The organism is Variovorax sp. 3319 (assembly GCF_031456585.1).
Lineage (GTDB): Bacteria > Pseudomonadota > Gammaproteobacteria > Burkholderiales > Burkholderiaceae_C > Variovorax > Variovorax paradoxus_P.
This window is the reverse complement of the sequence record NZ_JAVDUZ010000013.1, coordinates 59,463-78,640: the sequence shown is the minus strand read 5'-3', so window position 1 is coordinate 78,640 and position 19,178 is coordinate 59,463. Positions and strand designations below refer to the sequence as shown.

Sequence of the window (19,178 nt, the reverse complement as noted above, 5' to 3'; positions counted from 1 at the left end):
GCGCGCTGCCGTGCCGGCAGTTCGCGGTCGTAGGTTGCGCCGTCGAACGCCGCATCGGTCCGCGCCGACAGGATGCCACGCGCGGGTCACCCACGATGTTGCGAAGGCTGTCGATGCGGTTGTTGCCTCGGCGCTCGGGCAGCAACAACGTCTTCTCGTCTTGCACCATCACAAAGCCCGGTGCGTCTCCACGCGGCGAAGCGTCGAGACCGCCGGGGCCGCAGGTGGCGAGCACCGCAAACGGAGACGCGGCAATCAACGCCTGGTAGGCCGGGTGCAGGTACTGCACTTCTTTCTTGAGCGAGGCTTCGCCGGGCAGGCCGAAAAGTGCTGCGAGCTGCTCGGTGGTTTCGATGGCGTGGGTCATGAATGTGATTTGATCTTTCGCCGATTTTTCTAGAAAAGCGACGCCATGCCGTTCGGCCGCGCGCCCTCGATGTCGAGCATGCGCAGCTTTGTCAGTGCGCCGCCGCCCGCAGAAAACCCGCCGGGCTTGTTGCCGGCGGCCAGCACGCGATGGCACGGCACCACCGGCGCGAAGGGGTTGTGGCCCATGGCCTGGCCCACCGCGCGCGAAAGGCCCTTGTCGCCCAGTTCAGCCGCAATTTCGCCATAGGTGCGCGTCTGGCCTGGCGGAATGCGGCGGGCAATTGCGTAGATGCGCTGATGGAACTCCGACACGCGGCTCATGTCGAGCTCGATGTTTGCCAGGTCGTCGGGCGCGCCTTGCAGCAGGGCCTGAATGGCCGCGACAGCCTTTTGTGCGCTCTCGGGCGGTTCCGCCTCGCGAAGATCCGGAAAGCGGCGCTGCATGCGTGCGCGGGTTGCGTCAGCCCCGCTTTCTTCAGGCAGCTGTACGCCGATGAGCCCGCGCGGGCCCCAGGCGAGCGCGCAGGTGCCTATGGCGGTGTCGAACAGCGCGAAGCCGGGCTCCGCCGCAACTGCTGGTGTTGTCGCTGCTGCTTCATCGTTCATTGCGCCATTTTGTGCCAGCCGCACAGGCCGTTCAACCGACCGTGGCTTGCGGCGCCAGGTGCCGCTCCAGCAGCACGGCCACGTGCACGGCTTCGCGCTGTGCGCCGTCGCCGATCTGGTGGCGGCAGCTGGTGCCGTCGGCCACCACTGTTGCGCCGGGCTTCGCGCGAATGGCCGGCAACAGGCTGGCCTCGGCCATCTGCATCGACACATCGATGTGCCGCGCCTCGTAGCCAAAGCTGCCTGCCATGCCGCAGCATGAGCTTTCGATCAGCTCGGGCTCGGCGCCGGGAATGAGCCGCAGCACTTCCAGCACCGGGCTTACCGCGCCGAACGCCTTCTGGTGGCAGTGGCCGTGCAGCAGGATCGGTGCCGTGGCGGGCGTGAGCGCAAGCGCAAAGCGGCCGGCCTTCAACTCGCGCGCAATGAACTCTTCGAACAGCAGCGCCTGCCTGGCGACCACTTCGGCCTTCTTGCCGAAGCCCATTACCAGCGTTTCGTCGCGCAGCGTGAGCAGGCATGAAGGCTCGAGCCCGACGATGGGAATGCCCGCCAAGGCAAGCGGCCTGAGCGCGTCGATCAATGCCTCGGCCCGGCGCTTGGCCTCGGCCACCATGCCGCTGGCCAGGAAGGTGCGGCCGCAGCAGTAGTGCCCGCCGTCTTTCTCGACCGTGTGCAACGTGTAGCCCGCAGCCTTGAGCACGCGCGCCGCGGCCAACGCGTTCTCGCTTTCGAAAGTGCCGTTGAAGGTGTCGACGAAAAGCACCGCGGCCTTGCCGCCGTTGGCCTGTACCGAAAGCACCGCTTCTCGGCTGGCGAACATGCCGTGCAGGTCGGCCTTGGCGCGCCAGAAGGTGTCGGAGCGCCATTCGGGCAGCGAACGGCGGGCGGAAAAGCCCAGCAGTTTTTCACCCAGCCAGGCCGCGCCGGGCAAGGTGTTGCGCAGGTTCATGAGCCACGGCATGCGGCTGGCCGTGCGGGCGTAGTCGGGCATGTAGGCCACGATCTTGTCCTTCAGCGTGTGGCCGTGGCGCTTTTTGTAGTGATCGAGAAACTCGATCTTCATCTTCGCCATGTCCACGCCGGTCGGGCAGTCGCGCTTGCAGCCCTTGCAGCCGACGCACAGGTCCATCGTCTCGTGCATCTCTTCGCTGGTGAAGGCGTCCGGGCCGAGCTGGCCCGAGAGCGCGAGCCGCAGCGTGTTGGCACGGCCGCGCGTCAGGTGCTGCTCGTCGCGCGTCACGCGGTAGCTCGGGCACATGGTGCCGGCGTCGAACTTTCTGCAGTGGCCGTTGTTGTTGCACATTTCTGCAGCCTTGGCCAGGCCGCCGGTGGTGTCGCCGCCGGTGCCGGGTGCGGTGGTCTGCTCGGTTACCGGGTCGGCGTTGACGTTCCAGGCCGACCAGTCGAGCACGGGCTTGAGTTCGATGCGCCTGTAGGGCTTGGGTGCAGTGGGCGGCGCAAAACGGAACAGCGCGCCGTCGTCCATGCGCGGTGTGTCGATGATCTTGCCGGGGTTGAAAAGGTTGGCCGGATCGAGCTTGTGCTTGATGGCGCGAAACGCCTCGTTGATGGCCGGGCCGAACTGCCATTCGATCCATTCGCCGCGGCACAGGCCGTCGCCATGCTCGCCGCTGAAGGCGCCCTTGTACTTGCGCACCAGTGCGGCGGCTTCTTCGGCAATGGCGCGCATCTTGGCGCCGCCGTCCGCGCGCATGTCCAGAATCGGCCGAACATGCAACGTGCCTACCGACGCATGCGCATACCAGGTGCCGCGGCTCCCGTATCTGGCGAACACTTCGGTCAGCGCGTCGGTGTATTCGGCCAGATGCTCCAGCGGCACGGCGCAGTCTTCGATGAAGCTCACCGGCTTGCCGTCGCCCTTCAGGCTCATCATGATGTTGAGGCCGGCCTTGCGCACTTCCCACAGGTTTTTCTGGCGCGCGTCGTCGGGCATTTCGACCACGCTGCCGGGCAACCCCAGATCGCCCATGAGCTCGACCAGTTCTTTGAGCCGCGGCAGCAGCCCTGTTTTTTCAGCACCCGCAAACTCCACCAGCAGAATGGCCGCCGGCTTGCCGATGAGCGCCGTTTCCACCGTGGGCTTGAAGGCCGGGTTGGCAAGGCTCAGCTCGATCATCGTGCGGTCGACCAGTTCCACCGCCGTGGGGCCGAGCTTCACGATGTGCTGCGCCGCATCCATGGCCGCATGGAAGGTCGGAAAGTTCACGATGCCCAGCACCTTGGCGCGCGGCAACGGGGCAAGCTTGAGCTTCAGGCTCTTCGTATAGGCCAGCGTGCCTTCGGCACCAATCAGCAGGTGTGCAAGGTTGACGCTGCCGTCGGCCGTATAGGGCCGCTCGCTCTGGTTGTCGAAGATGTCCAGGTTGTAGCCGGCCACGCGGCGCAGCACCTTGGGCCAGTTGGCGCGAATCTGTTTGCGGTGCTCGACGGCCAGCCCGTGCACGAACTGCGCAATGCCGGCCGCGCGCGCACCCAGTGTGGCCTGCGGTCCAAATTCGACCAGCTCGCCGCTCGAGAGCCATGCGCTCGCGCCCAGCACGTTGTGCACCATGTTGCCGTAGGCAATGGAGCGCGACCCGCAAGAGTTGTTGCCCGCCATGCCGCCCAGCGTGGCCTGCGCACTGGTAGACACATCGACCGGGTACCACAAGCCGTGCGGCTTGAGCTGCGCGTTCAGGTGGTCCAGCACCAGGCCGGGCTCGACGGTGGCGGTGCCCTCTTGCACGTTCACGTCGAGCACGCGGCGGAAATGCTTGCTGTTGTCGATCACCAGTGCCGCGCCCGTGGTCTGGCCGCATTGGCTGGTGCCGCCGCCACGCGCGAGCACGGGCACCTTCAGGTCGCGCGCAATGTCGATGGCGGTGGCAATGTCCTGCTCGTTCGTCGGTACGAAGGCGCCGACCGGCGTGATCTGGTAGATCGACGCATCGGTGGCGTAGCGCCCGCGCGAACCGTCGTCGAACAGCACCTCGCCCTGCGTTTCGGCGCGCAGCCGGCGTGCGAGCGCGTCGCAAGTCTCATTGGGCGGAAGAACGGTTCCGGCGGGCTGGATATGGCTTGCGGGATCGACGCGCATGGTGTGGGGGTCAGCTCGCTTTGTGGGTCTGGGGATAAATTTCGCCGGCGCGCATCAGCTCCAGCACCGTGTCCCGCTTGCGCATGAGGTGGGACACCAGCACCTTTCGCATGGCCCCGGCGTCGCGTGCGGCCAGCGCATCGATCATCTGTTCGTGCTCTTCGACGGCGTGCTTCCACTTGGCGTCGTTCTGGTTGGTTCGAAAGCGCAGCGACTGCACGCGGGCGTTGATGGAGCGGTAGGTGCTGGCCAGCACCGGGTTGCCCGCGGCCTCGTTGATGGCGGTGTGAATGCGCGCGTTGAGGCGGTAGTAGCCCGAGAGATCTCGCCGCGCGAAGCAGGCCATCATTTCGTAGTGCAGCGCGCGCACCTCGGCCAGTTCTTCATCGGTAATCCGCTTGGCCGCCAACTCGCCCGACATGCCCTCGAGCATGGCCAGCACTTCGAAGGTGTTGAGCACATCGGCCTCGGTGAGCTTTACCGCCACGGCGCCGCGGTTTGGCAGCAAGTCGACCAGCCCTTCGGCCGCAAGCAGCTTGATCGCCTCGCGCAGCGGCGTGCGCGACACGCGCAACTGCAGGCAAAGCTCGCGCTCGTTGAGCTTTGCGCCCGGGGCAATGTGCCCTTCGACCAGCATCGTGCGCAGGCGCGAAGCCACCTGGTCGTGCAGTGCGAGGCGTGAGATTTCGATGATGTCGGCGGTCATGGCTGTTTCCCTTGAATGCATTTTGAATGCAAAAAACCACAGCCGCAATCGGTCTGGTTAAGGGTAAACCATCATGCTTTATTCAATTTTGAATGCAAAACTGAAAGCGAAAGGACAGCCCATGCTGCAACTCGACATCCACCCCACCGGCCGCCACTTCCTCCAGATTCCCGGCCCGAGCCCGGTGCCCGACCGCATCCTGCGGGCCATGAGCCTGCCCACCATCGACCATCGCGGGCCCGAATTCGGAACGCTCGGCCTCAAGGTGCTCGGCGGCATCAAGCAGATCTTCAAGACCAGGCATCCGGTTGCGATCTACCCCGCCTCGGGCACGGGCGCATGGGAGGCGGCGCTCGCCAACACGCTGAGCCCTGGCGACCACGTGCTGATGTACGAAACAGGGCACTTCGCATCGCTGTGGCAAAAAATGGCCACGCGGCTCGGCCTCTCGACCGAGTTCCTCGCGTGGACGGGCAAGGACGAGCAGCTGCCCGCCGCGCCCAGCTGGCGCCGCGGCGTGCAGGCCGACCTCATCGAGGCGCGCCTTCGCAAAGACACTGAAAAGAAAATCAAGGCCGTGTGCGTGGTGCACAACGAAACCTCCACCGGCGTCACGTCCGACATTGCCTCGGTGCGCAAGGCAATCGATGCGGCGGGCCACCCCGCGCTCTTGATGGTCGACAGCATCTCGGGCCTCGCGAGCGCAGATTTCCGGCACGACGAATGGGGCGTGGACGTCACCATCAGCGGCTCGCAAAAGGGTTTGATGCTGCCGCCCGGCATCAGCTTCAACGCGCTCTCGCCGCGAGCGCTCGAAGCCTCGAAAAGCGCAAAGCTGCCGCGCGCCTTCTGGGCCTGGGACGAGATCGTGGAGATGAACAAGGACGGCTACTGGCCCTACACGCCCAATACCAACCTGCTCTATGGCCTCTCGGAATCGCTCGACATGCTGCTCGGCGAAGGGCTGGACAACGTGTTTGCGCGCCACCAGCGCTGGGCTGCCGGCGTGCGCGCGGCGGTCGATGCCTGGGGCCTGCCGATTCAATGCGCCGACCCGGCGGTGTACTCGCCAGTGCTCACCGGCGTGATCACGCCCGAAGGCGTCGATGCCGACGCGCTGCGCCGCCTGATTCACCAGCGCTTCGATCTTTCGCTGGGCACCGGCCTCGGCAAGCTCAAGGGCCGCATGTTCCGAATGGGCCATCTGGGCGACAGCAATGACCTGACGCTGGTGGCCATGGTTGCCGGCGTTGAAATGGGCATGAAGCTCGCGGGCATCAAGCTGGCGGGCAGCGGCGTGCACGCGGCAATGGACCATTTTGCAAGTCACGCGGCAGCGCCCGCCAGCCTGCAAAAAGCCGCGTAGTCGCACACGACACCGGCGCGCATCGGACCCACCACACACTGGAGACAAAGATGATGCAGAGACGTTCGCTGATTCAAGCCGCAGGCGCCGCGGCCGCCACGCTGGGCGTGCCCCGGCTCTTCGCGCAAGAGTGGCCCAGCGGGCCGGTGCGCATCGTGGTGGGGTTTCCGCCGGGCGGGGGCACCGATGCGCTCGCACGCGTGGTGGCGCAAAAGCTCACGACAATGTGGAACCAGCAGGTCATCGTCGAGAACAAGGGCGGTGTGGCGGGCGTGCTCGCGGCCGAATATGTGGCGCAGCAACCCAGCGACGGCAGCACGCTCCTCATGGCGCACATCAACAGCCATGCGCTCGCGCCAAGCCTGCAGCCCAAGCTGCGCTACAGCTTGGAGCGCGACTTTGTCCCGATCGTTCTCGTGGGTGTCACGCCCAACCTGCTGATTGCCAGCCCGGCGCAAAAGGCGCTTACGGTCAACGACATCGTGACCGCATGCAAGGCCTCTCCCGGCACGGTGAGCTTCGGCTCCGCGGGCGCGGGCTCGGCGCAGCACCTGGCACTCGAAATGTTCAAGCTGCAGGCCAAGGTGGATGCGCTGCATGTGCCGTACAAGGGCAGCGGCCCGCTACTGGCCGACCTGATGGGCGGCCAGATTCAGTACAGCTTCGAAACCATGACCGCAGCCACGCCGCACGTAAAAAGCGGCCGAGTTCTGGCGGTGGCGCAGACCCGGGCCAAACGTGCCAAGGGCCACCCCAACGTGCCCACGATGCAGGAGCAAGGCTTCGCGGGTTTCGAGGCCACCACGTGGTACGGCCTCGCAGGCCCGGGCAAGCTACCGCAGCCCGTGGCCGAAAAGATCAATCGCGACGTCAACACGGTGCTTGCGATGCCCGATGTGCAGGAAAAGCTCGACACCTATGGCGCGGAGGACGGCGGCGGCTCGCAGGACAAGTTCAAGCAGTTCATTGCCACCGAGATCGCCAAGTGGGCCAAGGTGGTGAAGGATGGCAAGGTGCATGTCGATACTTGACTTGCTGCGTTGTTCAGGGATTCAGGAGATTCGGGCGCGTACCCGATGGCCTTTGCACTCGCCCCAAACTCAACTGACAAAATCTCCAAATGACCTCACAAATGACAGCCCTGACCGATGCGCTCGTTGCAGCCCGCCGCAGCAACACCACCCTCGATGCCTCACCCTGGACCGACGCGCTGCAAGACGCAGCCCAAGCCTACGAAGTCCAGGACGCAGTCGCCTCGGCGCTAGGCTGGTTTGGTAACACCACCGTTCCGGCTCACTGGAAATCCGGCGGCGCCTCCAGAAACGCGACCCTCACGCATGCGCCACTGCCGCCACACGGCGTGCGCACCAGCCCTGCGGACTTCAGCGACCTGACGTTCCACGCACCCGGCATCGAAGCTGAAATCGCCCTGCGGCTTGGACAGGACGTGACACCGGAAATGGCCGCGAACCTCGACCACAAAGACGCGGCTTCACTGATAGGCGCCATGGCAGTCTCGGTAGAAGTCGTCGACTCGCGCTGGAAAGACCTGGCCGCTACGCCTCCATTGCTTCGCCTTGCCGATTCGCAAGTGCACGGGGCACTGGTGATCGGCCAATGGCAACCTTACGCGGCCGTCGACTGGGCTTCGCAGCGCTGCGAAACCAAAGTCGGCGCTTCGGAAACCGTGGTGCGCGAAGGCACCCATCCGCTGGCCGACCCCGCATGGCTGCTGCCCATCTGGCTGCGCCACATCACGCGCCACGGCCACACCGCGCCGGCCGGAACCGTGGTTACCACCGGCTCGTGGGTTGGCATCTTGCCCTGCCGCCGCGGCGATCAGGTCACGGCGGAATTTGCGGGCATCGGCTCGGTTCGCTTGATTGTGTAGCGCCCTCCCCCCACGTCCGAGCACGCCACCAGAAAGTCGAGCACCGCGCGCACCCGCGCTGGCAAGGTGCCGGCCTTGCCGATGTACACCGCGTGGATCGGCTCCACTTCGCCGGGGTTGAATTCGTGCAGCAGCGGCACCAGCCGGCCAGCGTCGATGTCGTGCTGGGTGTGATACAGCGACAGCCGCGCCACGCCCGCGCCGGCAATGGCCAGCTGCCGCAAGGTTTCGCCATCGCCCGCGCGCACCGGGCCGGCCACGGGCAACGAGATCATTCGCCCATCGACACGCAGCGGCCAGTCCGGCGTATTGCGCCTGTAGCTCCAGCCCAGCCTGTTGTGCGCCTCGAGTTCTTGCGGCGTATGAGGCGTGCCGTATTTCGCAAGATAGCCGGGTGAAGCCACGATCGCCTGGCTGGTTTCGCCGAGGCGGCGCGCCACAAGGTCGGAAGGCGGCAGTTGCCCCCAGCGGATTGCGATGTCGGCACGCTCGTCCATCAGGTCGACGATGCGGTCGGTCAGCGCAATGTCCAGCGTAATTTGCGGATGCAGTTCGAGCAGCTTCGGCACCAGCGGCACCAGCTTGTGGTGCCCGAAAGACACGCTTGCATTGATGCTCACCCGCCCTCGCGGCGCGGCGCCCGCTGCGGCGCAACGCTCCGCCTCGTCCATGTCGGCCAGCACGCGCGTGCTGCGCTCATAAAAGTGCAGGCCTTCGGGCGTCAGCTGCAGTTTGCGCGTGGAGCGGTGCACCAGCTGAATACCTAGGCGCAATTCGAGCCGCGCGACAAGCTTGCTCACCGCGGAAGGCGTCATGTCGAGCAGCCTTGCCGCGGCGGAAAAGCCGCCGGATTCGACCACCTGCACAAAGGCTTCCATCTCACCGGAGCGGTTGACATCGATGCGCGGCATGGCGGCTCCTTGCTCCTCATTACTGTGACTTCAATTCACAAGTCTATGTACAGGCGGCATTCTAGTCATCCATGGGGATAACCCGCACAGTAGAGCCATCATGCCAATTGCCCTACTCGCCCTTACCGCCGGTGCCTTCGGAATAGGCACCACCGAATTCGTCATCATGGGCCTGCTGATGCAGGTTTCGGCGGATCTTCATGTCTCGATTACCGCGGCCGGATTGCTGATATCAGGCTATGCGCTGGGCGTTGCGGTAGGCGCGCCCATGCTCACGATTGCCACGCGCAAGTTGCCGCGCAAGACCGTGCTGCTGGCGCTGATGGCGATCTTCACGCTCGGCAACCTGGCCTGCGCGCTCGCGCCCAACTACGAGCTGCTGATGGCCGCCCGCGTGATCACATCGCTTGCGCACGGCACGTTCTTCGGCGTGGGGTCCGTGGTGGCCATGGGCCTGGTGTCCCCCGAACGCCGCGCGTCCGCCATTGCCGTCATGTTCACCGGCCTGACTGCGGCCACGCTGCTTGGCGTGCCTGCCGGTGCCTGGCTGGGCTTGCAGTACGGATGGCGCGCCACCTTCTGGGCTGTCACCCTGATCGGCGTGCTGGCATTTGCCGTGCTCGCGCTGTTCGTGCCCCGCGTCAAGGCCGAATCCAAGCCGGCGCCGCTGCGCGACGAGCTTGCGGTGCTTGCCCGGCCGCAAGTGCTGCTTGGCTTGGCGATGACGGTGCTCGGCTTTGCCGGCGTGTTCGTGGTGTTCACCTACATCCAGCCATTGCTGACGCAAGTCACCGGCTTGCCTGAATCGGCGGTGTCGCCGATCCTGCTGGTGTTCGGCGGCGGCCTTGCCGTGGGCAATATTCTGGGGGGCAAGCTGGCAGACCGCGCAACGATGCCCGCTGTGATCGGCACGCTGGTGGCGCTCGCCGCCGTGCTTGGCGCAATGCAGTTCGCCATCGGCACGCCATTCACCGCGGTGGTGTTCGTCGGCCTGCTCGGCGTCGCTTCTTTCGCGACGGTGGCACCCATGCAACTGCGCGTGCTCGAGAAGGCCTCGGGCTCCGGGCAGAACCTGGCGTCGAGCCTGAACATCGCGGCCTTCAACCTGGGAAATGCGCTCGGCGCGTGGGCCGGCGGCGCCGTCATCGACCACGGCCCGGGCCTGCGCTCGCTCGGCTGGGTGGCTGCGCTGCTCACGCTGGTGGGCCTGGCGATTGCACTCTGGAGCCGCTCGCTCGACCGACGCGAGAGCAACAACGGCGCTCCGGCCGACTGCGCCTCTTCGGCGCAGGCCTGAAACACCACGACTCAACGACAACTACAAGGACACCATCATGGAACAACGCTTTCTCGGCCGCTCCGGCTTCAAGGTTCCGGCACTCGGCTTCGGTGCCGGCACCTTCGGCGGACAAGGCCCGCTCTTCAGCGCCTGGGGCAACACCGACGTCGAAGGCGCACGCGGCATCGTCGACCTGGCGCTCGATGCCGGCGTAACGCTGTTCGACACGGCCGACGTGTATTCGAACGGCGCATCGGAATCGATACTCGGCGCCGCGCTCAAGGGCCGGCGCGACAAGGCGATCATCTCGACCAAGCTCTCGCTGCGCGCGGGCGACGGGCCGAACGACGTCGGCGCCTCGCGCCACCACCTCATTGCGGCAACAGAGGCCGCGCTCAAGCGCCTGGACACCGACTACATCGACATCCTGCAGCTGCACGCGTTCGATGCAATGACGCCCGTCGAAGTGGTGCTCGACACGCTCGACGACCTCGTGCGCGCGGGCAAGGTGAGGCTCATCGGCGCGTCGAACCTCTCGGGCTGGCAGCTGATGAAATCGCTTGCCGCCTCCGACCGGCTCGGGCTGCAGCGCTTTGTGGCCAACCAGACCTATTACTCGCTGATCGGCCGCGACTACGAATTCGAACTGATGCCGCTCGGCATCGACCAGGGCCTGGGCGCCATCGTCTGGAGCCCGCTGGGCTGGGGCCGCCTCACGGGCAAGGTGCGGCGCGGCCAGCCGCTGCCTGCCGGCAGCCGCCTGCACGAAACCGCCGGCTTCGCACCGCCCGTGGAGGACGAGCGCCTGTACCGCGTGGTCGATGCGATGGACCAGGTGGCCGAGGAAACCGGCAAGACCGTACCGCAGATTGCGCTCAACTGGCTGCTGCAGCGGCCCACTGTTTCGAGCGTGCTGATCGGTGCGCGCAACGAAGAGCAGTTCAAGCAGAACCTCGGCGCACTCGGCTGGCAGCTCAGCGCCGACCAGATCAAGCGGCTCGACGCGGCCAGCGCCGTCACGCCGCCCTACCCTTACTACCCGTACTGGAACGGGCAGTTCGCCGAGCGTGCGCCCATCGCGGTCTAGATGGGAGGCCCGACCGACTGAGTCGCGCAGGCGGCTAGCCTTGTTGCGCCTCGTATTCGGCCCGGTTGGACAGACTGAAGTACAGCACGTCGGACCACTGCAAGCCGAGCGGGTGCTCCGTGGCGCCAGTGCGAGTGCTGTCGCAATCGTCATCCAGCCGAAGCCCGAAAAAGGCATCAAGTGGGGCTTCGCACTTCTGTGCGACCGCCCTTTTTAGTTGCCGCCCTGCCTCCGCAATGTCGTTCGGCAGAGCGTCGATGGCGGCACCCACATGAAGGCATCGCGCGATCTCCTGCTCCACGCAGGACCGCAGCGTCGCTTCTTCTCCATAAGACATGATGTCGAGCTCAACCGTCTCCAAGAGCAAGTAGCGGTCGCGATGGGCTTCGAGGAAGGCGACCGTCCAGTCCAGCCAACCCGGCAGTTGCATCGCGGCAGCAGGCGTCGCCTTCAATACAGTGGGCGCGGCCTCTCTCTGCGGAAAAACAAGCCCTCTGAGACGCCCGAGCAAGGACACTGGTTGCGCCACAACGGTAACTTGCGGCTCGGGCGCCGGCGTGTGCTCAGCCAGCGAGGCCCGTACGATGTCGGCAAAGCGCTGCATGCGCCCGAAGCCAAGATCGAAGCGGCTGCTGATCGCGCGAAGCATGCTGTGGTGCCCAGGCTCGTCATCGTCCAGGCCATCCGCCGCCAGCGAAGCACACAACTGCGGATCGCCAGACATGAGAACGCGGTACATGAACGGTACGTCGTATGCCCATTCGGACAGGCCCGAAATCGTCTCTGGACGATCCGCAAATGAACTGGGCCGATTGCTGAGGCTGTAGAGGTAAGAACGATTGGCCATATCTAACGGGGGAAGAAGACGCCGTGACAAGCGGACGTGATCGCCGCACCACCAAGGCTTCCGGATGAAAACCGGTATTGGCCGAATGTATCCCGCCAATCCTGACATGACGTCGCACCGCACATCTAAACCAAAGTGCCGTGACAAATGCCCACCACCACCTGCGGCACCTCCAAGACGTTGCGTCACAGCACTCTTCGCCGACGTCCTGCGAAGCACGTCACCCGGGTGGTAGAGAACCGCCTACTCCGGTGTGGCGTCGACAGTGCGCTCATTTGCCAGCGTGCCGCTGAGCAAGCCTACCAGCCGGTCGACTTCCTGCTCGGCCTTGCGAATCGATTGCGCGAGCTCCTCGCCGCCGAACTCGTCGGACTCCACCGCTGCTTCGTAGACATCGGTAATTCCGATGTAGCCGAACACGGCGCGCACCGAGCTTTCGACATGGTTCAGGTGCGCGATGCGTCCACCCGGGCCATAGCCGTGATCGCCGCGAGCGCCGAGCAGCACCATGCGCTTGCCCGCATCGGCGAGCATCGGCCAGTACGGCACGGCGCCGCGTGCACGGTCGAAGCCAAATGTGCGGCCCACACGCACGATGTTGTCGATGTAGGCCTTGAACTGCGCGGGCACGCTGAAGTTGTACATCGGCAAGCCCACCACGATCAGGTCGGCGGCAATCAGCTGGTCGACGAGCCGGTCGCTCTCGGCCAGTGCGCCGGCCATCCAGGGTTCACGTTCGGCGGGCGGTGTAAACGCCGCATGTATCCAGCGGCCGTTGACGTGTGCCGGCGGGTGCTGGCCTACGTCGAGATAGTCGATGCGATCGTTCGGGCGGGCCTGGCGCCAACGCTCGACAAAGCGCGCGGACAGCCGGCGCGTGTGCGAGCCGTGAGGGTCGATACCTGAAAGTCCGGGGCGGGCGCTGGTGTCGATATGGAGAAGGTTCATGGTCTTTGATGGATGAATTGGTCTGTTCTGTCTGGTGCATCAAAATGGCTGCACAGGCATTAATCTAGGGATGCAACACGCTTGCGACGAACGATCTTTTCTCCACCGATGAATGAAATTGGCTCACCTGCTCGGCGGCCGCGCAGCTTGCCACCCCTGCTCTCGCTGCGTGCATTCGAAGCAGCTGCCGCGCATTTGAGCTTCCAGCGTGCGGCACACGAACTTTCCGTCACGCCTTCGGCCATCAGCCACCAGGTGCGCGCGCTCGAAGACACGCTCGGCCGGCCGCTGTTCCGCCGGCTCACGCGGCAACTGGCATTGACACCCGCGGGTCAGAGGCTTTTCGACGACTTGCGCGCAGGATTCGACGCGCTCGAAGCCGGAATCGAAAGGCTGCGACAGCCAGCCGCACTGCAGGCCGTCACGCTCACCACCAACACCGCTTTTGCCGCCCGCTGGGTGCTGCCCCGCATGGCCGGCTTTCGCAAGGCATGCCCGGGCATCGAGCTGCGGCTGCACGCCAGCGACAACCTGGTCGACCTCGCGCGCGGCGACGCCGATATTGCCGTGCGGTCAGGCAGCGGCAACTGGCCCGGCCTCACGGTGAGCGAGTTGATGGCCGAACAGTACGCACCGCTGTGCAGCCCGATGCTCGGCCTGAAGCGCGCAAGCGATTTGCCGAAGCACCAGCTGATTCACGCTGACTGGCAGCCGGGAGCCGCTGCGCCCGCAACCTGGCCGCGTTGGTTTCGCGAGGCCGGCATTGCGCCACCTCGCGGCCGGTCGATGAAGGCTGCAGGCCTGTCGTTTTCGGACGAAACCCACGCCATCCTCGCCGCCCTCGCAGGCCATGGCGTGGCGCTGCTCAGCCTTACCCTCGCGGCCGAAGAGCTGCGCAGTGGCGCGCTGGTGCAACCCTTCGGGCCGGCGCTGGACACCGGAAGCTACTTTCTCGCGACGGCGCAGGGACGCGAAAATGAACCAGCAATTCGCGGCGTCTGGGACTGGATCGCGTCGCAGCCCGCGGCAGCTGCCTGATGCAGCCTCACATACCTGAAAGGCACCCAAGATGAAGAACATGAACGTCGCACTGGCGCGCCTTCTTCACGGCGTTGTCGCATTCGCCGCGCTGGCGGGCATCGGCCTCGAACTCTCCGCGGCAATCACGGGTGGCGCGGGAGCCGCCCCGACGCATCTCGAGCGCTTCGTGCGGCTCTTCAGCTACTTCACCATCGACGCGAACATCCTCATCGGCGGCGTGAGCGCTCTGCTCGCTTTTCGTCCCGCGCACGATGGCCGGCTGTTCCGTCCGCTGCGGCTGACCGCCGTCCTGAGCATTGCCGTGACGGGCATCGTCTTCCACACCGTGCTCACGGGGCTGCGCGAGTTGACGCCGTCCGGGCAACTGGCCAACTTTCTGCTGCACACGGTGACACCGGTCGTCGCGGTGCTTGGCTGGTTGCTCGTCGGCCCGCGGCCGCGCATCGACGGCGGCACCATCGGTCTTTCGGTACTGCTGCCGCTGGCATGGATCGTCTACACCTTCGCGCGCGGTGCGTTTGTCAGCTGGTATCCGTATCCGTTCATGGATGTCGGTGCGCTGGGGTTCGGGCGTGCGGTGCTCAACTCGGTGGTGGTTGCCGTGATCTTCCTGGTCATGGCATTCGGCTTGCGGCTGCTGGAGAAGCAGCTTCCGTCAGCGTCGGCGGCCTGAAAGCTTCAGCGCAGCGGCAGCTCGATGCAGCCCGCAAGCGGCACCGCGGTAACGCGTTCGCTGCTCGCTATGACGACGGCGCGGCCGGGCTGCGCGGCGCGCCTGGCCAGCGCATTCCACAGGTGATGAATCGATCGCGCATCGAGCGCGCCCGTAGGCTCGTCGAGCAGCACCAGCGGGCGTCCCGATGCCAGTGCTGCCGCCAGCCACACCTTGCGCTTCGAGCCGGTCGAGAGCATGTACATCGGTTTCTCGAGATGCGGGGTCAGCGCGAAGCCTTCGACGAGGCCGTGCCATGAAGCCTCATCGAAATCCGCATCACCTTCGCTGAGCGTTGCCGTGCATGCGTGGGCGGTTACCTGGTCGAAGGCTTCCGTCGTTGGGTCGCAGAAGAAAACGTTCCGGCGATAGGCATCGGGTGCGAGGTCGAGCCGCGCGCCCACTACCGTCAGCCGCCCGGTCGCAGCCAGCGCGCCGGCCATCATGCGAAGCAAGGTGGACTTTCCGGTGCCGGTGTCGCCATACAGCAGCGTGACGCCCTCCCCGATGGCTACGGACCAACCGGACGCGAGTGCGGGCTGGTCCGGATATGCGAAGCCCAGGTCCTGGAGTTGAAGGATCGAGGGAGAAGTCGAAGGATTCATGCCCCGGTTGTAGCCGCAAACGATCAACCAGCCCGCAACTGCTCCCGCAGTTTCTGCCCGATCTCGGGCCGCTCGAGGAACGGATCCGCCGGATTCTTGACCGCAACGATGTTCTCCATGCGGTTTCGCACATTGCCCAACGCCTTCGGATGGCTGAACACGTAGAACTGGTTGTCGCTGATGGCCTCGAACACCTTCGCCGCTACCTCGGCCGCCGTGATCTTGCCGCTGCTCACCGCCTTGTTGCTCATGGCCTGGCCGATCAGCTGGCTCTTGGTGAGCTCGGTTTCCTTCGGCGCATTCGGGCGGTTGCGCTCGCTGCTTGTGATGCCCGTGGGCACGAAGTACGGGCACAGCAGGCTTGCACCGATCTGGTCGGTGACGAGGTTCAGGTCCTGGTAAAGCGTTTCGGTCAGGCTCACCACCGCGGCCTTGGCGGCGTTGTAGATGCCCATGTTGGGCGGCGTGAGCAGCCCCGCCATGCTGGCCGTGTTGGTGATGTGGCCGCGGTAGGCCGGGTCTTTGGCTGCGGCTTCGAGCATCATGGGCGTGAACAGGCGCACGCCGTGAATCACGCCCCACAAGTCGACGCCCAGCACCCATTCCCAGTCGGCCACCGTGTTTTCCCACACCAGGCCGCCCGCTCCCACGCCGGCATTGTTGAACACGAAGTGCGGTGCACCGAAGCGTTCTTTCACGGCAAGGGCCAGCGCCTCCATTTGTGCGGCGTCCGACACGTCGACCTTGCGGGCCAGCACCTGTGCGCCGGCGGCTTCCATCTCGGCGCGGGCCTTGTCGAGCGCGTCTTGCTGCACATCGACCAGCACCAGGTTCATGCCGCGCGCGGCCCCGATGCGTGCGCACTCCAGCCCAAAGCCCGAGCCTGCGCCGGTGAGTACGGCCGTCTTGCCCTTGAAGTCCTGAATCATTTGCCGGTGTCCTTCTTGCGTTGAAAGTTTGTCTCTGACTGATGTTGGTGCCGCAATTGAAATACGAAAAGCGCCGCGGCGCAGTCACGAAGGTTCCCGCGCAAAAAATCTTCAGGCTTCGGCTTGCTTCAGCACGTAGCCGATGCGCGGAAAGTGCACGTGCACCGTGCCGACCCGCTCGTGGCTGCGCTCCAGCGTGTAGTGCGTGCGCGTGGCGGCCACCAGCGTGCCGGGCGTTTCTTCAAGGCCGAAGCTCTCGGCGCGGACCGTCACGGCGCTGCCGAGGGGAATGCCGTGGTCGTCCTGAAAGGTGCTGTCCGTCAGCAGCGTGTGCGGCGTTGCAGCCTTGGCTATGGCAATGGCTTCGTCGGGGTTCGATCTTTCGGGCGCACCGTGGCCAATGGCTGCCATGCGGTCCATCCAGTCGACCACTGCGGGCGTGAGGTCGAGAATGCCCCGCACCGAATCGATGCGGCGCGTGTACCAGAGCGGGTGGTACGCCGAAAAGTCGGCAATGCACGGCGCTTCGCCCAGCAGGTAAGGCTTGTCGTCGAGCATGTCGGACAGGCGGCGCAGGTAAGACTTGTACGCACTGGTTGCATCGGCGGGGCGCAGGCGCGTCATGTTGCCCGTGCTCATTTTCGCCCGGTCTTCGCCGAAGGCCTTGGCGGCTTCGGGCGGAGCCTTGGCAAACACCTCGGCCACGCCGCGTGGCTGCATGTTCCAGGCCATGGCGGCCCAGAACAGCGTGGTGTCCGCCCATTGCGAGAGGATGCGCGACATGCCCTTTTCGGGCTCCGGATAGAGCGTGGCCTCGGGCTGCAGATGCTCCAGCACATCGGCGATGAGCGCGCTGTCGCAGTAGATGTCGGCCCCTATCTGCAGGAACGGCGTCTTGCGGTAGCCGCCGGTGAGTATTCCCACCTCGGGCTTGGGCATCACGGCCGGAATGAGAACGGACTTCCACGGCAGCTTCTTGGCGCCGAGGATGAGCCGCACCTTCTCGGAAAACGGCGAGGTGTTGTAGTGGTGGAGAATGAGTTCGGCCATCGGGGTCCTTTTGCGCTTTTCTTGAATTGTTCGGGGGGCTGCGATCAGCGGGGGCTGGCGCGCTGGATGATCGAATCGAAATCGGTGCCGGTACCCAGCGTACCGAAGGCATTGCCCCAATCGCCGCCAAGGCGCGACGCACAAAAGGCGCCCACAACGGCCGGTGGCGCGGTCTGTGCAAGCAACGCAGCCTGCACGGCCAGTGCTACGTCCTGTGCCAGACGGCGCGCCTCGGTTTCGGAGGCCATTGCCTCGATGCGCGCAGGCAGTGCATCGGCCAGCCGGTCGAGGGCGGCATGCTGGCCGCGCGCAGGCGCCAGCTCGTTGGCGAGCGCGGCCACGGCATCGCCCTTGCGCAGGCCGCGCAGCAGGTCGAGCGCCATGATGTTGCCGGCGCCTTCCCAGATGGAGTTGAGCGGCATCTCGCGATAGATGCGGGCCATGGTGCCTTCGCCGCCCTCTTCCACATAGCCGTTGCCGCCCAGGCATTCCATCGCCTCTTGCGCAAAGTGGCTGCCGCGTTTGCAGATCCAGAACTTGGCAACCGGCGTGAGCAGGCGCGCCATGAGGCGTTCGTGTTCGTCGCCTTGGCGGTCGAAGGCGCGTGCAAGCCGGACGGCCAGCGCAGTAGCGGCTTCGCTTTCGAGCGCAAGGTCTGCCAGCACGTTTTTCATGAGCGGCTGTTCGACCAGCGGCTTGCCGAAGGCGTTGCGCTGCACGGTGTGGTTGATGGCAAGGCTGAGCGCCTGGCGCATAAGGCCGCTGGTGCCCAGCGCGCAGTCGAGCCGCGTCATGGTGCCCATCTCGAGGATCTGCGGAATGCCCCGCCCTTCTTCGCCCACCAGCCACGCGCTGGCACCATGAAACTCGACCTCCGAGCTCGCATTGGCCTTGTTGCCGAGCTTGTCCTTCAGGCGCTGGATGCGAATGGCGTTGCGGCTGCCTTCGCCCATCCATTCCGGCAACACGCGAGGCAGGAAGAAGCAACTCAGCCCGGCAGGCGCTTGCGCCAGCACCAGGAAGGCGTCGCACATGGGCGCCGAAAAGAACCACTTGTGGCCGGTGAGCGCGTAGCGCTCGCCCCAGGCATCGCTGCCCTCGTGCACGGCACTTGTGGTGTTGGCGCGCACGTCCGAGCCGCCCTGCTTCTCGGTCATGCCCATGCCCATGGTTACGCCGGGCTTGTCCTTGAGCGGCTTGAGCGCCGGGTCATACCAGAGGCTGCCGAGCTTGGGGCCCCAATCCGCGTAAACCGACGCATTGCTCCGCAGCGCGGGCGTTGCTGCATAGGTCATCGAGATGGGGCAAAGAATCGACGGCTCCAGCTCGGTGAAGAGCATGAAGCCCGCGGCACGCTGCACATGCGGCGAAGCCGATGTGCCGGTCCAGGGCGTGCCATGCAGGCCCGCACCGACGGCGGCCTTCATCAGGGCGTGATAGCTGGGGTGGAACTCCACCTCATCGGTGCGCCGGCCGAAGCGGTCATGCGTGTGCAGCTCGGGCGTGTGGGCGTTGGCAAGGCGCGCATGCGCCTGCATGTCTGCCGAGCCGACAGCCGCACCCAGTTCATGCAGCTGCGCCAGTTCAAGCGCCGGTGCATTGAACTGCAACGCGTCGCGCAGGGGCCTGTTGGTTTCGAAGAGGTTGTAATCCACCAGCGGCTCGGGCTGGTTGAACACCTCGTGCGTTCCAGCATTCTTCATACAGAACCTCCGATGGACGAGTTCCAGA

17 protein-coding genes and 1 pseudogene are annotated in these 19,178 nt (G+C 65.4%); 7 read left to right on the top strand and 11 right to left on the bottom strand.

Features of this window, described 5'->3' with window-relative positions:
* Nucleotides 1-73 precede the first annotated feature (73 nt).
* From J2X67_RS23815 to J2X67_RS23800, 4 genes and pseudogenes are all read right to left on the bottom strand, one after another.
* Nucleotides 74-367 (bottom strand): annotated as a pseudogene (locus tag J2X67_RS23815) (pyridoxamine 5'-phosphate oxidase family protein); the annotation flags it as partial.
* Between the two features lie 29 nt (nt 368-396).
* Nucleotides 397-975, bottom strand: a complete 579-nt coding sequence (locus J2X67_RS23810) for a methylated-DNA--[protein]-cysteine S-methyltransferase (protein WP_309957129.1) — start codon at nt 973-975, stop codon at nt 397-399.
* Between the two features lie 31 nt (nt 976-1,006).
* Nucleotides 1,007-4,075 carry an FAD-linked oxidase C-terminal domain-containing protein gene (locus J2X67_RS23805; RefSeq protein ID WP_309957127.1) on the bottom strand — a complete coding sequence of 1,023 codons (3,069 nt, stop codon included), beginning with the start codon at nt 4,073-4,075 and terminating at the stop codon, nt 1,007-1,009.
* 10 nt (nt 4,076-4,085) lie between these two features.
* Nucleotides 4,086-4,781: a GntR family transcriptional regulator gene (locus J2X67_RS23800; protein ID WP_309957124.1), complete on the bottom strand. Its 696-nt coding sequence runs from the start codon at nt 4,779-4,781 to the stop codon at nt 4,086-4,088.
* 121 nt (nt 4,782-4,902) lie between these two features.
* Between J2X67_RS23800 and J2X67_RS23795 the strand changes: the two genes are divergently transcribed.
* The 3 genes from J2X67_RS23795 to J2X67_RS23785 all read left to right on the top strand — a co-directional run bounded on the left by J2X67_RS23795 (nt 4,903) and on the right by J2X67_RS23785 (nt 8,038).
* Nucleotides 4,903-6,147, top strand: coding sequence for an aminotransferase class V-fold PLP-dependent enzyme (locus J2X67_RS23795; RefSeq protein WP_309957122.1), 1,245 nt, complete (start codon nt 4,903-4,905; stop codon nt 6,145-6,147).
* Nucleotides 6,148-6,200: 53 nt separating this feature from the next.
* The gene (locus J2X67_RS23790) at nt 6,201-7,178 is read left to right on the top strand and encodes a tripartite tricarboxylate transporter substrate binding protein (protein WP_309957367.1); all 978 of its coding nucleotides are present in this window, start codon (nt 6,201-6,203) and stop codon (nt 7,176-7,178) included.
* 89 nt (nt 7,179-7,267) lie between these two features.
* Nucleotides 7,268-8,038 carry a fumarylacetoacetate hydrolase family protein gene (locus J2X67_RS23785; protein ID WP_309957120.1) on the top strand — a complete coding sequence of 257 codons (771 nt, stop codon included), beginning with the start codon at nt 7,268-7,270 and terminating at the stop codon, nt 8,036-8,038.
* On the opposite strand, the gene J2X67_RS23780 is transcribed toward J2X67_RS23785, so the two are convergent.
* On the bottom strand, nt 7,987-8,949 hold the full coding sequence (locus J2X67_RS23780) for a LysR substrate-binding domain-containing protein (protein WP_309957119.1): 963 nt from the start codon (nt 8,947-8,949) through the stop codon (nt 7,987-7,989). The two genes, J2X67_RS23785 and J2X67_RS23780, sit on opposite strands and share 52 nt — an antisense overlap.
* Before the next feature lie 100 nt (nt 8,950-9,049).
* Here J2X67_RS23780 and J2X67_RS23775 point away from each other — a divergent pair, with 100 nt between their 5' ends.
* Both J2X67_RS23775 and J2X67_RS23770 read left to right on the top strand, forming a co-directional pair.
* Nucleotides 9,050-10,246: an MFS transporter gene (locus J2X67_RS23775; protein WP_309957117.1), complete on the top strand. Its 1,197-nt coding sequence runs from the start codon at nt 9,050-9,052 to the stop codon at nt 10,244-10,246.
* Between the two features lie 37 nt (nt 10,247-10,283).
* Nucleotides 10,284-11,315, top strand: a complete 1,032-nt coding sequence (locus J2X67_RS23770; protein ID WP_309957115.1) for an aldo/keto reductase — start codon at nt 10,284-10,286, stop codon at nt 11,313-11,315.
* A gap of 34 nt (nt 11,316-11,349) precedes the next feature.
* Here the strand turns inward: J2X67_RS23770 and J2X67_RS23765 are convergent, their stop codons facing one another.
* Nucleotides 11,350-12,162, bottom strand: a complete 813-nt coding sequence (locus tag J2X67_RS23765) for a hypothetical protein (protein WP_309957114.1) — start codon at nt 12,160-12,162, stop codon at nt 11,350-11,352.
* A 243-nt stretch (nt 12,163-12,405) separates the two neighbouring features.
* Nucleotides 12,406-13,110 (bottom strand): NAD(P)H-dependent oxidoreductase, encoded by a 705-nt coding sequence (locus J2X67_RS23760; protein ID WP_309957112.1) that lies wholly within the window; start codon nt 13,108-13,110, stop codon nt 12,406-12,408.
* 108 nt (nt 13,111-13,218) lie between these two features.
* On the opposite strand from J2X67_RS23760, the gene J2X67_RS23755 reads away from it, so the two are divergent.
* Nucleotides 13,219-14,148, top strand: a complete 930-nt coding sequence (locus tag J2X67_RS23755; RefSeq protein ID WP_309957110.1) for a LysR substrate-binding domain-containing protein — start codon at nt 13,219-13,221, stop codon at nt 14,146-14,148.
* 31 nt (nt 14,149-14,179) lie between these two features.
* On the top strand, nt 14,180-14,824 hold the full coding sequence (locus J2X67_RS23750) for a Pr6Pr family membrane protein (RefSeq protein ID WP_309957108.1): 645 nt from the start codon (nt 14,180-14,182) through the stop codon (nt 14,822-14,824).
* Nucleotides 14,825-14,829: 5 nt separating this feature from the next.
* Here the strand turns inward: J2X67_RS23750 and J2X67_RS23745 are convergent, their stop codons facing one another.
* From J2X67_RS23745 to J2X67_RS23730, 4 genes are all read right to left on the bottom strand, one after another.
* On the bottom strand, nt 14,830-15,468 hold the full coding sequence (locus J2X67_RS23745) for an ATP-binding cassette domain-containing protein (RefSeq protein WP_309957106.1): 639 nt from the start codon (nt 15,466-15,468) through the stop codon (nt 14,830-14,832).
* Nucleotides 15,469-15,491: 23 nt separating this feature from the next.
* Nucleotides 15,492-16,397: an SDR family oxidoreductase gene (locus tag J2X67_RS23740; protein WP_309957104.1), complete on the bottom strand. Its 906-nt coding sequence runs from the start codon at nt 16,395-16,397 to the stop codon at nt 15,492-15,494.
* A 111-nt stretch (nt 16,398-16,508) separates the two neighbouring features.
* A complete protein-coding gene (locus tag J2X67_RS23735) occupies nt 16,509-17,447 on the bottom strand; it encodes a glutathione S-transferase family protein (protein ID WP_309957102.1) in 939 nt (312 codons plus the stop codon).
* A gap of 44 nt (nt 17,448-17,491) precedes the next feature.
* Nucleotides 17,492-19,150 (bottom strand): isovaleryl-CoA dehydrogenase, encoded by a 1,659-nt coding sequence (locus J2X67_RS23730; protein ID WP_309957101.1) that lies wholly within the window; start codon nt 19,148-19,150, stop codon nt 17,492-17,494.
* Between the last annotated feature and the right edge of the window lie 28 nt (nt 19,151-19,178).

Excerpts from the sequence above, each read along its gene's own strand:
- J2X67_RS23800 (WP_309957124.1), bottom strand. The coding sequence starts at position 4,781 with ATGACCGCCGACATCATCGAAATCTCACGCCTCGCACTGCACGACCAG.
- J2X67_RS23805 (WP_309957127.1), bottom strand. The coding sequence starts at position 4,075 with ATGCGCGTCGATCCCGCAAGCCATATCCAGCCCGCCGGAACCGTTCTT.
- J2X67_RS23775 (WP_309957117.1), top strand. The coding sequence starts at position 9,050 with ATGCCAATTGCCCTACTCGCCCTTACCGCCGGTGCCTTCGGAATAGGC.
- J2X67_RS23790 (WP_309957367.1), top strand. The coding sequence starts at position 6,201 with ATGCAGAGACGTTCGCTGATTCAAGCCGCAGGCGCCGCGGCCGCCACG.
- J2X67_RS23770 (WP_309957115.1), top strand. The coding sequence starts at position 10,284 with ATGGAACAACGCTTTCTCGGCCGCTCCGGCTTCAAGGTTCCGGCACTC.
- J2X67_RS23765 (WP_309957114.1), bottom strand. The coding sequence starts at position 12,162 with ATGGCCAATCGTTCTTACCTCTACAGCCTCAGCAATCGGCCCAGTTCA.
- J2X67_RS23735 (WP_309957102.1), bottom strand. The coding sequence starts at position 17,447 with ATGGCCGAACTCATTCTCCACCACTACAACACCTCGCCGTTTTCCGAG.
- J2X67_RS23750 (WP_309957108.1), top strand. The coding sequence starts at position 14,180 with ATGAAGAACATGAACGTCGCACTGGCGCGCCTTCTTCACGGCGTTGTC.
- J2X67_RS23795 (WP_309957122.1), top strand. The coding sequence starts at position 4,903 with ATGCTGCAACTCGACATCCACCCCACCGGCCGCCACTTCCTCCAGATT.
- J2X67_RS23740 (WP_309957104.1), bottom strand. The coding sequence starts at position 16,397 with ATGATTCAGGACTTCAAGGGCAAGACGGCCGTACTCACCGGCGCAGGC.
- J2X67_RS23810 (WP_309957129.1), bottom strand. The coding sequence starts at position 975 with ATGAACGATGAAGCAGCAGCGACAACACCAGCAGTTGCGGCGGAGCCC.
- J2X67_RS23785 (WP_309957120.1), top strand. The coding sequence starts at position 7,268 with ATGACCTCACAAATGACAGCCCTGACCGATGCGCTCGTTGCAGCCCGC.
- J2X67_RS23760 (WP_309957112.1), bottom strand. The coding sequence starts at position 13,110 with ATGAACCTTCTCCATATCGACACCAGCGCCCGCCCCGGACTTTCAGGT.
- J2X67_RS23745 (WP_309957106.1), bottom strand. The coding sequence starts at position 15,468 with ATGAATCCTTCGACTTCTCCCTCGATCCTTCAACTCCAGGACCTGGGC.
- J2X67_RS23755 (WP_309957110.1), top strand. The coding sequence starts at position 13,219 with ATGAATGAAATTGGCTCACCTGCTCGGCGGCCGCGCAGCTTGCCACCC.
- J2X67_RS23780 (WP_309957119.1), bottom strand. The coding sequence starts at position 8,949 with ATGCCGCGCATCGATGTCAACCGCTCCGGTGAGATGGAAGCCTTTGTG.
- J2X67_RS23730 (WP_309957101.1), bottom strand. The coding sequence starts at position 19,150 with ATGAAGAATGCTGGAACGCACGAGGTGTTCAACCAGCCCGAGCCGCTG.